Here is a 13,387-nt window from a genome sequence, read left to right as displayed (position 1 = left end):
TTAGAATTTAACCAATCAATTTGAGGGCTCATAGTTAGATGGTTTGTTTTTCTCGAATTCCTCCCTCAGCCTTTTCTCTACTTTCAGATCTGTGAACACGGCCTGAACATATTGTTCATCCCGGATAAACAAATTGATTCTTCTTTTCTTGTCAATTTTGTAGTATACCTTACCCTGGTCTGGATGATTAATCAATGTGAAATCATCCCCGTACCAAATTTTATATTTATCCAAAACCTTTTCCAGCAGGCTGTCTGCCCAGTATTGCTTGTTCCAGGGGGCCCAAGCAACATAGGAATAGGTCACAGGCATTTCAAACACTTTGTTTTCAATAAATGTGGGAAAAAAACGCATGCTAACCTCACTGTCAAATTCATCGGTCATCCGATGTTCCACGTTGGTATTTCCTCCAGGTCCCTGTGTGATAAGCTCCTGCTTATTCAACTCTGTACAGAGGTTAAAAAAATCCTCTTGCCCCATTCCCAGATACATTCCCAGAAATAGACTGTCAGATGAATTATAGTCTTCATCTACTCCAATGCCCGGAGAACTACAGCCTTGTCCTATGACCAAAAGAATAAAAAAAGGTAAAATCAGATTTTTAATATACATGCGGTTGGCGATATAAGAATAGAAATAAAGGGTACGCAGAATGTCAAGCCCGGGGTAATTGGAGTAAAATCCCAAAGCTGACGGCTAAAGTTGAAGCTAATGAAAAGAAAGAAGACAAAAAAAAGCAAGCTGAGTAAACTTTCAGCCTGCTTTTTTCTTTGTATTTATCCCCTGTTAATTATAACCTGGATTTTGCTGCAGCTTAGGGTTTGCCAAAAGCTGAGGCTGTGGGATAGGGAACAGCTCCAGAAAACTTCCTGCGCTGTGTACCTTCTTAGGACGTTTCATCCCCTCAAAAGGCCACCATGCCTCTCCGTATTTCTTGAATCGGATCAAATCCTGTCTTCTCGTCATTTCCACAAACATCTCCCTGCCTCGCTCTGCAAGTAGATTTTCATTGGTGAGGGTAGTGAATGGATCGAGATTTCCTGCTCTGTCCCTGATCTGGTTGACCAAAGCCAATGCCTGGGTAGTTTCTCCTAATCTGAATTTTGCTTCTGCCAAACTTAGAATGGCATCAGAAAGCCGGAATACTACAAAGTCATTGCTCATGTTATCGGTTCCACCAATTTCAAACTCATACTTGCCTATCCGTGCACCTGCCTGACGCAATCCCTGTGGCCATATTTCATTCAAAAATGGCATGAAAGTGATCGGCTCTCCGTTTGGGTCTCCATTTTGGCCGGTTGGATCCGTAGGTTCTACTCCCGGGTCTAACAGAGTACCCCCATTTGATCTTTTCTGAGGACCCACCAAGAAATTACCTAATCTGCCGTCAACGGTTCCTGTGGAAGGCTCTAAAGCTAAACCTTTCCATACAGGACCCTGAACGCCGGGGTTCTTTGTCGGATCCACATAAGAATTATAAAATTCTTCTACGGTTTGGTATCCGTTCCAGGGCTGCTGGGTGAGGTTGAAGGTGGACTGGCTGGCAATGTGAAGAGTCATCATCACCCAGTTAAATCCCCGCGCAAACACCTTGTCATAAGGATAAACAAAGATGTTTTCTGTAGAATTTGAGTTGTTGATGATAAAATTGTCCCTGTAAGTAGGCATTAAACTATAAGGCCCTGTATTGATAATTTCCTCGGCATCCTTGGCTGCAAGAGCCCATTGGGCTGTTCCTGTATAGGTCTCAGCATTCAGATATAACTTCATCCTAATCATCAGCGCACTCCATTTGGTCATTCTGCCATAGGTGGTTCCGTCCTTGGCGTCAGGAAGTAAGGGAATGATTTCATTGAGTTCGCTAAGGATAAAATTGTAAGCCTCCACCCGGTTTTTGGTATCCGGAGCCTCAGTGATGGTAAAATCCGTTACGATTGGGATATTCCCGAAAGCATCCATAGCCCAGTAATAATACAAAGCTCTTAGGGCCCGCAATTCAGCGATATAGGCTTCAGAATTCGGGTTATCCAGATTTTGAAAGGAAAATATCAACCGGTTACAGGTATTGATGCCCCCATAAAGGAAATTCCAGGAGTTTTGGAAGAAGGGATTGTCAGGCAGGAATTCATGCTGATGTAGCTGCAATAATACCCCCCCGTCAAACCAGTCGCCACCCTTAGTGGAAATTACTATTTCGTCTGAAGCTAGTTCATTTATAGACCAGAGCCCTGAGTGGTTGCCCAGGCCTCCGAGTGAACTATACGCCTGTCCCAATGCGGAGATGAATTCTTCGTCGGTTTTGAAAAAGTTCTCGGCTGTTACCGCGCTGTACACTTCTTCTTCCAAATCAACGCAGGAAGAAATGACAAAACACATTCCTAAGCCAATCAAGAAGGATCTTATGTTGATTAATTTTTTCATGATATCTTATTTTTAGCTTAGAAAGTTAAATTTAGACCGAAAGTAGTGACCGTAGTAGTGAAATACGTTGCTCTACGCTCTATGCCTGGAGCTAGCGGATCACCACCCGCCTCCGAATCTCCATACCTTACCTCAGGATCAACTCCTGTATAACCAGTTAACATGAACGGGTTTTGGACAGAGATGAAAGTTCTAATTCTTCCAACTGCTTTTCCAGGACTCATTTTAAAGTTGTATCCTATAGTGGCATTGTCAAGGACTACGAAATCCGCTTTTTCGACGTGGCTGCTGTTATATTCAGCCTTGGTGACACTTGGATCATAGTATTTGGTATTTACAATGTTATAATTTTGGACAGTGGTACCTTCTGTATTCTCATAGAAACCTCTGTAGCTGTTGATCAGATAATGACCAAATGATCCTCTGAAGAAGAAATTCAAGTCCCAGTTTTTGTATTTGAAGCTGTTATTGAAACCAAAATTTAAAGTAGGATAGGCAGTACCCAATTGGGCACGGTCATCATTACAGTTACAATAAACTGGATTGCCGTTGGCATCTAATGCTGTTCCATTAATGACCTTCATCCTTGGGCTTCCGTTTTCATTGATTCCATCGAGTACCGGCCCCCAGATCTGTCCCAAAGGACCATTTTCTTGGATTCGGATCAATTGAGTCAGGTTTTGACCAGGTGAACCAAAGTTGGAACGATAGTTAACTTCTCCAAAACTCAAATCTCCGGCGGACAAGCTTCTAAGCTTAGTTTTTAAGGTTGAGAAGTTGACACCGGTAGTCCATCTGAAATCAGATTTTTGGATGGCTTTGTAATTCAACATGACCTCAAGACCCGAATTAGACATTTCACCGATGTTCAATTGGGTGGTAGGGAAAAGATTTGGAGGAACTGGAACATTTATAGGTAAGATCATACCTGTTGTGATCCTGGTGTAGTAGTCAATCGCACCATCCAGTTTGTTGTTGAGGATGACAAAATCCAAACCAACGTTATATTCATCCTTTGTTTCCCATGCCAAGTCTGGGTTGGCATTGGATACTGGGCCATAGGAAGGTACAAACTGTCCGTTATAAAAGAAGTTGCCCTGACGACCAAATCTTAGTAGGGACAAATAGGATTCTCCAGGTTGTGTACCTGTTCTACCATAACTGGCTCTAAATTTCATAGCAGTTACACCTGCCATATCGATCAAATTGGCAATGTTTACGCCCGCGCTAATCGCAGGGAACAATCCCCATTTGTTATTGGCTCCAAATCTAGAGGAACCCTCATATCGTGCACTGAGAGATAAAAGGTAAGTGTCTTCAAAGTTGAAGTTGGCACGTCCAAAGAATGCCACCAACCTGTTTGAATTGGCATAACTTGAAACTGATGCCAAACCATTGGCCAAGTCAAGTGCAGCACTGATATTATCATACGTAAATGCATCTGTCAGGAAATTCCCTGCTTGGGTATAACTGCCTCTATTGAAAAACTCCTGAAAGGAATAACCTGCCAAGAAAGCCATTCCAACTTTGCCCACTGTTTCATCGTAATTAAGTGTGGTCTCAAACAGTTCGTTCAGTCTTTCATTATTTTCAATGGTAGCAAGGCCATTTCTGCCAAATCCTCCTCCGAATTTTGCTGTTTTTGGCGAATATGAACCTCTCCAATCAGTTTCTCTTTGGCTTGCATAGAATACAGCACCTCTAAATTTGTTTGTGAAGTTGTATTCCCCTCGTATACTAGCCAACAGCTTGCTGTCACGACCATCTGCGATATTTTGTTCAGCAATTGAAACAGGATTGAACCAGTCGAAAATATCCCGCTCCGTATATCCTCCAAATTGAACATCCTGTGGCAATGAACTTCTGACAGGGATAGTAGGATTACTTACGATCGCATATCTGAAGGAGTTGTCATTTCCAAATTCTCTGTCAATTGTAGTGTTTGAAACGTTTACTGTGAAGGTGGCTTTGTCCTTCAATGCTTTTTGGGTCAGGTTTAGCCTGGCGTTCAATTGGTCAAAACCGGAATTGATACCTACGCCATTCACATTTCTTGAGTTGATGGAGACTCTATAGCTTGTTGAGGCGGTGCCTCCACCTAATGAAAGGTTATTTACAAAACTTAAGCCGGTGCCCGTTACTTCATCTAACCAGTTGGTATTGCCACCTAAGTCAACAGAATTGGGGACCTGTCTATATTCATCAGCATTCATCACACTGATGGTCCGAGCAACATTTTCAATGGCCATGCTGCTATTGAATTCCACTACAGTTCTGCCTACTTTTCCTGTTTTGGTGGTAACCAAGATAACCCCTGCAGAGCCCCTTGTTCCATAAATTGCGGCAGCTGATCCGTCTTTTAGTACATCCATGGATTCGATGTCATTAGGATCCACAGTACTCAAAGAACCTCCGATTACACCGTCAATTACTACAAGAGGTTCAGCATTTTCACCTATGGAAGAGATTCCCCTTAGACGCATATTAAAGCCGCCGTTGGGGTTACCTCCAGGTCTTGCAATGTTTAAGCCTGCTACTTTACCCTGAAGCAATTGGCGAGGGTCATTTACAGTACCTTGATTGAAATTCTCGGCCTTGACACTAGTCACAGCACTTGTAATTTCCTTTCTTTCTTGGGTACCGTAGCCTACGACCACAACCTCGGTCAGAGCCTGAATAGATGGCGATAAACTAACGTTGATGACTGTCCTGTTGGCGACAGTCTCCTCTACAGTTACATAGCCTAAAAATGAGAAGGCGAGTACATCCTCCGATCCTGCACTGATCGAATAGCTCCCGTCTAAATCTGTGATGGCTCCTCTGGAGGTACCTTTAATAATGACACTCACTCCTGGAATCCCTTCGCCGGACTCCGTGTCAGTAACTTTTCCCGTTATTTCTCCTTCTTGGGCAAAAGTCAGGCTAGGCAAGCTCAGGCACAGAAGGAAAACCAACAGGAAAGACAACTTCCTCTGCTTTTTCATAGTGATTTGGTTAATTGGGTTGATTAATAATTGACTTCACTGAAATATCACGGACCCCATAAAATCTTCAGAAGTGCTATTCTGAAAAGTGATTTAGTTCCATTCTTGCTGAATCTCAAGAATTTAAATCTGAAATGCAACTCATCTCCAGAATAAATTTTCAGTATAAAAGTATTTCCGCTTCTCCAATTACCCAATAATGTTTCTTTATTATTTTTAAAACAGGGTTTTTGTGCTGGATTTTTCAATAAAAGTGAATTCTGAACAAACGGCCAGTTGCAGTTTTTGGAGTCATTCCATTTTGAGGGTCAATGATGTTTAATATTGTGAATTTTTAGCTTGGGGAAGAGGGGGGTGTTTTTTTTGGAAAAATGGGTTATACTATCAAGTTTGGGATATAAATGAATGTGTGGTTAGTAGTGAAGAAGAAATTGCAACTACAAGATTGATGTCCACAGATGTCTTTTTGTTTGATTTTGACGAAGAACCCATTGCTTATTTTCTGTTGGATAGATCTATAAAATTAATTTCTGTCAATTCAATCGATAGAAAAATTTATTTAATTACATACGATGAAGATCTGGGGATTGCAGTATTTGAATATTGAGTCTAGTTCCAATTAATCAAGCCAAAATCCCCCATATTTTTTGGATTAACCTATCCTTTTTCCTTTCTTGATAGTTGACCCACTAGCCTGACTTTTCAAATTCAAACCTGACCTTAATGCAAAAACATACCTATGGAAGTGGGGTGATCGGCAATTGCGCCTATATCGCCCATGTGGAACTGGACACGAATATCAGCTGGATGTGTCTGCCAAGATTTGATTCTGATTTCATTTTTGGGGGAATGCTGGACCGGGAGAAAGGCGGAGAATTCACCATACACCCAGAATCCGGAGAATTCAAGTCTAGTCAAGTTTATCTAGAAAATACCAACGTACTCAAGACTACCGTCAAATCGGGAGATAGCAGTTATTCTGTGACCGATTTTGCACCACGATTCAAAAACTTCGATCGCTACTATAAGCCACTGATGCTGATCCGTAAGATCGAAGCAGTATCAGGGTCTCCTAAAATCCTGATCAAATGTCAGCCTTCGGCTGAGCATGGTTCTCGATTGCTGAAGTCAAGTATGGGAAGCAATCATATCCGTTTTATGGATACTGAGCAGGAACTTAGATTGTCTACCAATGCGCCGTTGAGTTACATTATGGATGGAAAGGCATTCTCTTTAAATAAGCCCATATACCTAGTATTGACTTATGGGAGGCCGTTGGAAGCAGCCATTGAGACCACTTCTGAGCGTTTTCTGCATGCTACTACTGCTTATTGGCAAGAGTGGGTAAAGTCCACGAGTATTTCCAATTTTCATCAGAAGTTGGTTTTGAGATCAGCTTTGATTCTCAAAATCCACCAGTACGAAGATACAGGAGCTATCATCGCTGCATCGACAACTAGTTTACCGGAATCTCCAGGATCCACACGAAACTGGGATTATCGCTACTGCTGGATTAGGGATAGTTATTATACCTTGACTTGTTTCAATAGTTTGGGGCACTTTGAGGAGTTGGAGAAGTACTTCGAATTTATTCATAACCTAAAGCCTGGACCAGATGGTCGTTATCAACCACTTTATTCGATTACTGGCGATTCGCTTTTGACTGAAGAGATTTCAGATTTGGATGGTTATATGGGAGAGAAGCCAGTTCGCTTTGGAAACCAAGCTTATACACATATTCAGAATGATCTTTACGGCCAGGTGTTGGTGTCTTTACTGCCACTCTATTCTGATCAGCGATTTACCGAAGAGGAGAGAAGTAACTCCAAGCCGATGATTATGAATTTGCTGAATAAGATCGAAGCGACGATGAATGAAAAAGACGCTGGGCTCTGGGAGTTTAGGAATTTGGCACAGCAGCATTGCTATACCTTCTTATTTCACTGGGCCGGAGCCTGTGCTGCCGCAAAAATTGGTACACGTCTAAAGGATGATGCGATGTATCAGAAAGCGATAGTTCTTAGAAATTTAGCTATCGGCAAAATAGAGGAGTGTTATCTTCCAGATCGTAAGGCATATGGGCAAGCAATTGGCTCGACGTACATGGATGCCTCTACGCTTCAATTAATTACCATGGGTTACTTTGGTGATGATCTAGAGCGAGCAAATGATCACCTAAAAGCATTGGAAGACGAGTTGTTGGCAAAGGATTTCCTATTCTATCGCTACAAGCACATGGATGATTTTGGTGTGCCAGAGACGACGTTCTTGATCTGTGCTTTCTGGTATATTGAGGCGCTAGCTTGCGTGGGAAGATTGGATGAAGCCGTGGAAGGCTTTGAGACGCTGGTGAAATATTGCAATCACTTGCATTTATTCTCCGAAGATGTAGATCAGAAGACAGGAAGTCAGTGGGGAAATTTCCCTCAGGCATACTCCCATGTTGGCCTGATGAACGCTGCTTTCCGCATCGGTAGGAAATTGGATAGACCGAATTTCTTGTAGTTCTTATTTTACCTCAGTGTGCGCGGAGTTTTGCGCAGAGGTTATAGCTTACAGTTGTCCTGCTTTCTCCAGAAGCAGGACTTTTTTATTTGAGTCTCTGCTATGTTACAGGTAGTGATCAACAGGCCTCGACTTCGCTCGGCCACCGTATGCTATTTTTTATGTGGGAGGGAGAAAGAGGCGGCGGAGCCGCCTCTTTCTCCCTCCCAAGGCTCTAATCTATAATTCGGACCCCGAGCAACGTCGAGGGGCCAATACTTAGAATGTTATTTGGCTAAGTGCGTAATCACGGATAAACATACTTTTTTCTTTACATTCCTTGTCCCAACGTTGCTTATTTTTTCGGTTCTACCCTTAAGTTAGTGGGAAACATGGTTCTTGTTAGGCTTAAATATCAATGGAGAAAAGGTCAGGAGCATTTTAAGACTGAATATCAGGCTCCTTTAAGCGTTATTCAGCTAGGAGGTAGATTTTCATTACCGGACTTCCATTAAATTAGTGGTAGAACCTTTTTTATTAACTACACTATCAAAACCTTCGAGGTCAAAAAAAGACCTCAAAGGTTTTCTTCATATCTCATACTATCCTGTTTTTTCTATAGTTGGTTTTCAGACTTAGTACAATACTTGTAGCTTCAAATCAAGATTAATCACTCCTGTCTATGAAGTTCCAACAACATCTCACCTTCCTTCTATTAATTATTTTCTCCTTAGCTTTTGTCTCCTGTTCCAAAGATATCTATCGTGAGAATAACAAGGCGCATAAGAAGGCTATTAAGGAAACCACCGCATCTATCCGAGAGATCCCTAAGACCAAGGCTGAACTCAAGTATGATACTCTGAGCATCACAGATAAGTGGATAGGTACGACCAATTTCAGTATCAGAAAACCAAACTACGTGATCATCCATCATACAGCTCAGGATTCCCTACAGCAGACGATCAATACCTTCACAGTTAGCAGAACTCAGGTGAGCTCTCATTATGTCGTAGGCAGAGATGGGGAGATCGTGCAGATGTTGAATGATTACCTACGCTCTTGGCATGCCGGAAGAGGAAGATGGGGAAATGATACGGATTTGAATTCTGCTTCTATAGGAATTGAACTGGATAATAATGGAAGCGAGCCATTCACTTCTGCGCAGATAGAAAGTTTGCTGGTTTTACTTAAGCGTCTCAAGTGGAAATATGGAATTCCTACAGCCAATTTCATCGGGCATTCGGATATCGCTCCATCTAGAAAAGTAGATCCAAGTATTTATTTTCCTTGGAAAATGCTTGCAGAAGAAGGCTTTGGATTATGGTATGATGAAGAAGTAGTGTTTCCAGTTCTTTCCCCGCATGAGTATACTTCTATTCCTATCGAAAGCACAGACGATTTACCTCAAGAAACTGTAGATCCTATTCTGGCGCTTAGAATAATAGGCTATGATATGAGTGATCCAAATGCTGCAATACGCGCATTCAAACTGCATTTTGTCCAGCATGATATAGAAACGGAATTGACAGAAACAGATAAGAGGATACTGGATAATCTGTATAAAAAATATTTGTAGGGTAGTTTGTCGCAGAGGCCACAAATTTGTAGGGGCGAAAAAATCTTTCGCCCCTACCTTAATTATAAATTCATTTCTCAGATCAGGAAGTCAACTTCTGAAGCAATTGCCTTACTTGTTTGACTGATTTGATATTGAAATTGGCTTGTGTGTATGCGTAACCTACCCGGATAGAATAGGCGTTTTTTGGCATAGCCTTGAACGTATCTTCATCTGTCCAGTCATCTCCGATTGCCAAGATGAAATCATATTCCATTCCTTTCATCATCGCGGTAGCCGCTCTGCCTTTGTTGATATCAGGGCGTTTGATCTCCAAGACCATATTTCCTTCCAGTACTTGAAGGTTGTAACCTCTAGCCATGTACTTCAAGTGGCTGAAAAGCTCACGCATTCTGAGATCTCCCAATCCACTTTCTACTTTTCTATAATGCCAAACTAGGGAATGGTGCTTTTCCTCGATAAATGCTCCAGGAGTTCGGAGAACGTAATATTCCATCACTTTTCGGATGTCATCTTTCCATCCGTCTTCGACTTCAGCGTATAACTCCCAGTCTCCTTTGTCCTCTTTCTTTTTCACCCATACGCCATGTTCAGCGATCATGTCGATATACTGTCCTTCAAACCATCGACCCAAAGTGTCCTTGTCTCTACCTGAGATGACCACTACCTGAGCGAGTTCGCTAAGATCTTTTACAATACCTCTCAATTCATCATCCGGCACGGCTTTCTGTGGGTCTGAATGAAATCCTGTAAGCGTACCGTCGTAGTCAAGGAACAAAATAGCTTTCTTAGCTTTTTTGAAGCTAGCTTGAATTTCGTTCATCACTTTGACGTCTACGTCCTTGGAGGTAAGATCTTCCTGCTTTTTCTTCACATGGTCGAGGCGATCCATAAAGACTTTCACCCATTGGAAAACGTCGTATTTTTTCAAGCTTTCCTGCATGCTGTTCATTCTGAATTTTTGCTCTTCGAGCGGCATAGAAAGCGCATTGAAGATGGCATCGACTACGCCTTGACGGTCGTTTGGATTGACTAGAATCGCATCTTGAAGCTCTTTGGATGCTCCAGCCATTTCGGAGAGAATCAAAACCCCCGTCTGGTCAGTTTTACTGGCTACAAATTCCTTACACACCAAGTTCATACCGTCACGTAGAGGAGTCACCAATGCGATATCCGACATATTGTAAAAAGCACTGAGTTCCTCGAATGGGAAACTTCGGTAGAAATAATGCACTGGTACCCATGTCAATGTGGAATACTCACTGTTTATTCTACCTACCAAAAGGTCAATTTCTTCTTTAAGTTCTTTGTAAGACTGCACCTTGTCGCGACTTGGCACTACGATCATGATCATGGATAATTTGCCATGAAGTTCCTTATGCTGCTCGAGCAATTGATTGAAAGCCTGAATACGCTGAGGAATCCCTTTGGAATAATCCAGTCTATCAATGGTTAGAAGCAGCTTTTGATCTTCCACCTGTTTGCCAAATTCCTTTACAAAATTTAGCGTTCTTTTGCTTTTCGCCTGCTTTGCAAATTTGTCGTAATCGATCCCCATCGGGAAAGAATCGACATTGATGATTCTGTTTTCTGCTTGGATGTAGCCGCTTTCGCTGGACAAACCATTGATTCTGCCCACAGCACTGAGGAAGTGACGCATATCGTCATAGGTATGAAAGCCAATCAAATCTGCTCCGCACATTCCTGCAAGCAATTCTTGTCTCCAAGGAATCATACGGATGATCTCGTAGGATGGGAATGGGATGTGTTGGAAAAATGCGATAGTTGCATTTGGAAGTACCTCACGTAGCATTTGAGGAAGTAAGAGCAGCTGGTAATCATGAATCCAGATGGTATCGTCTGGTCCTGCTTTTTTCAAGATGGCATCACAAAACTTCTGATTCACACGTACATAAGCTTCCCAATGCTCAGGGTTGTATACCATATACTGAGTGAAATAGTGGAATGCTGGCCACAGTGTCTCGTTACTGAAACCCTCATAGAATTCTTCTACATCTTCCTTGGAAAGGAAAACAGGAGCCATCTTAAGCTCATGAAGTTCCAGTATAATTTCTGCGCGTTGCTCTGGGTCGTCTACTGTATTTCCTGGCCATCCAATCCAAATATTATCTCCCTCTTTATAAATAGATCCAAGGCCAGTAGCTAATCCTCCTGCACTTGGTTTGAACTCAAATCGGCCGTTTCGGTGTCTTAAACTGATAGGAAGGCGGTTGGAAACGATAATGGTTTTTGACATAAAATAGTAGGTTTAAAAACAAGAAAAGGATAGATCCAATTCAAAAAGGTGATAAGAGAAGGTACAGAATATCTCTTGGAATAAAAACAACAGGAGTGACGATGAGTCCATTCTTATTTCAAATTTCATTTGTAGGAAACAAAAAAAGCACCCGAGGTGTCGGATGCTTTTGAAATTAATTGCTTGCTACATTTTTGGGTTTGGTGTCCACTTTAGTCCAGATGAACGCGGCCAAATCCCGGCCCTCCGTGATGCCATATTCTATAGCTGGTCGGTAATGAATCCCTCCATAGAACCTGCTTAGAGCGGCTTCTTCGGCGGCTTGCGTAAAGGAGTCATATTCTCTTACAGGAAGACCATAAGCGACTTCCGAGCTATCTACTATATGAAACTCATCTCCGAAGAGATGTGCCAATGTATAAGCGGAAGCGGCCGAAGCTACGCTATGTCCGCTGGTATGCTCTGGGAATGGCGGTGTTTGCAAAAGAGGCACCCATTGCTCATCGATGTGTTGATTGATATAAGTCTCAGGTCTGATGAGGTTACTTCGGTATTTTTCCTCCCAGCAGGAAATGAATGCTTCATTAAGTGAAATGCCTGTCATGGCAAAGACTTCTGCGATTCCTTTCCAATCTTTTCCTGCTGCTTTAGATGCTATTGCTGCAATGCTCATCCAATGTCCGCCAGGGGTGATTTTCTTCTCCGCAAACATTACATGACCTTTCACATTCATTTTATAAGGATTACAATCCCAGAATAGCGCAATGTCTTTTTGCTCTTGGGTGGCACTTCTGTCCATATCATATACTTCCTTCGCTACCTTATAAAATTCACTTCCAGGCTCTGTGGAAAATGGAGGAGGTGGAAGTGGTCTGAACTGAGAAGCTGAATCAAGCACGAAAGTTCTGATTTTGCTCCAATGAGGTTCAATGGCTTCCATATATGCCGGTGGAGTAGGCTGCCAAGTTCCTTCATCTGCAGTTACAGTGAATTTCGGGAAGGACCGACTCTGGTGGTAGTTGTCTTTGGAAGAATAGGCTTTGATCACGTCACCCACTTCTTTGCCGAAGGCTATAGAAGCTTCAAATACATCGTCTGGAATGCCTTTTTCTTTCAGCGCAGCAAAAGTTGCATCTCTATGCTCATTCATCATATCTTCCGAGAAAATCAATCCTGTGCCCACATAATAATAGGCTGCCAGTGAGGCTAGAGGAGGATATACTTTTTCAGAAGGAGTGAAAGTCACTTTCTCTGATCCATTTAATTGCCCCATTAAGGAAAGGTAATTTGGATCAACTGAGGCTGCTACTTCATAGGCCGCAAGGGATGCATAGGTGTAAATTCTCGCAGCTACTGGTGGAGAAAAAATGTCGTGAATGATCACTTCGGTGATTCTATCTTGGGCTTCACTAATATATTGTCCATCAGTGATGGCTTGAGAATAGTCGACCTGTTTTGCGCATGAGGATGCAATCAGGAGTATTCCTGAAAAGAGCATGTATTTGAGGGTACGCATATTTTTGGAATTTTTATAGTGCTTGTGTATCAGAAATCGAAGTAAAGCTTTGTCAAAGCGGATTTCCATTCGTTGCGTTTGGGCCTTAAAGCTATTGGAAATTAGAACACTTTACAATGATTTTTCGGAAGATTAGTTGTAAAACAAAA

7 protein-coding genes are annotated in these 13,387 nt (G+C 42.2%); 2 read left to right on the top strand and 5 right to left on the bottom strand.

Annotated elements, in window-relative coordinates; translation table 11 throughout:
• Positions 1-15: 15 nt before the first annotated feature.
• The 3 genes from ESV85_RS13950 to ESV85_RS13940 all read right to left on the bottom strand — a co-directional run bounded on the left by ESV85_RS13950 (position 16) and on the right by ESV85_RS13940 (position 5,405).
• Complete coding sequence (locus tag ESV85_RS13950) at positions 16-612, bottom strand: hypothetical protein (RefSeq protein WP_223276003.1); 597 nt, start codon at positions 610-612, stop codon at positions 16-18.
• 174 nt (positions 613-786) lie between these two features.
• Positions 787-2,421 carry a RagB/SusD family nutrient uptake outer membrane protein gene (locus tag ESV85_RS13945; protein WP_146918565.1) on the bottom strand — a complete coding sequence of 545 codons (1,635 nt, stop codon included), beginning with the start codon at positions 2,419-2,421 and terminating at the stop codon, positions 787-789.
• Between the two features lie 17 nt (positions 2,422-2,438).
• A complete protein-coding gene (locus ESV85_RS13940; protein ID WP_146918563.1) occupies positions 2,439-5,405 on the bottom strand; it encodes a SusC/RagA family TonB-linked outer membrane protein in 2,967 nt (988 codons plus the stop codon).
• Positions 5,406-6,128: 723 nt separating this feature from the next.
• Here ESV85_RS13940 and ESV85_RS13935 point away from each other — a divergent pair.
• Positions 6,129-7,910: a glycoside hydrolase family 15 protein gene (locus ESV85_RS13935; RefSeq protein WP_146918561.1), complete on the top strand. Its 1,782-nt coding sequence runs from the start codon at positions 6,129-6,131 to the stop codon at positions 7,908-7,910.
• Between the two features lie 661 nt (positions 7,911-8,571).
• Positions 8,572-9,465 carry an N-acetylmuramoyl-L-alanine amidase gene (locus tag ESV85_RS13930; protein ID WP_146918559.1) on the top strand — a complete coding sequence of 298 codons (894 nt, stop codon included), beginning with the start codon at positions 8,572-8,574 and terminating at the stop codon, positions 9,463-9,465.
• A gap of 82 nt (positions 9,466-9,547) precedes the next feature.
• Here the strand turns inward: ESV85_RS13930 and ESV85_RS13925 are convergent, their stop codons facing one another.
• A complete protein-coding gene (locus ESV85_RS13925) occupies positions 9,548-11,722 on the bottom strand; it encodes a bifunctional alpha,alpha-trehalose-phosphate synthase (UDP-forming)/trehalose-phosphatase (RefSeq protein ID WP_146918558.1) in 2,175 nt (724 codons plus the stop codon).
• Between the two features lie 175 nt (positions 11,723-11,897).
• On the bottom strand, positions 11,898-13,238 hold the full coding sequence (locus tag ESV85_RS13920) for a vanadium-dependent haloperoxidase (RefSeq protein ID WP_146918556.1): 1,341 nt from the start codon (positions 13,236-13,238) through the stop codon (positions 11,898-11,900).
• Between the last annotated feature and the right edge of the window lie 149 nt (positions 13,239-13,387).

The sequence above is a fragment of the Algoriphagus aquimarinus genome (assembly GCF_007997215.1).
Taxonomy (GTDB): domain Bacteria; phylum Bacteroidota; class Bacteroidia; order Cytophagales; family Cyclobacteriaceae; genus Algoriphagus; species Algoriphagus aquimarinus_A.
The sequence above is the reverse complement of the archived record's forward strand: the minus strand, read 5'-3'. Positions and strand labels throughout refer to the sequence as shown.

Coding starts and splice junctions, on each gene's coding strand:
- ESV85_RS13940 (WP_146918563.1), bottom strand. CDS start 5,405: ATGAAAAAGCAGAGGAAGTTGTCTTTCCTGTTGGTTTTCCTTCTGTGC.
- ESV85_RS13925 (WP_146918558.1), bottom strand. CDS start 11,722: ATGTCAAAAACCATTATCGTTTCCAACCGCCTTCCTATCAGTTTAAGA.
- ESV85_RS13920 (WP_146918556.1), bottom strand. CDS start 13,238: ATGCGTACCCTCAAATACATGCTCTTTTCAGGAATACTCCTGATTGCA.
- ESV85_RS13935 (WP_146918561.1), top strand. CDS start 6,129: ATGCAAAAACATACCTATGGAAGTGGGGTGATCGGCAATTGCGCCTAT.
- ESV85_RS13950 (WP_223276003.1), bottom strand. CDS start 612: ATGTATATTAAAAATCTGATTTTACCTTTTTTTATTCTTTTGGTCATA.
- ESV85_RS13930 (WP_146918559.1), top strand. CDS start 8,572: ATGAAGTTCCAACAACATCTCACCTTCCTTCTATTAATTATTTTCTCC.
- ESV85_RS13945 (WP_146918565.1), bottom strand. CDS start 2,421: ATGAAAAAATTAATCAACATAAGATCCTTCTTGATTGGCTTAGGAATG.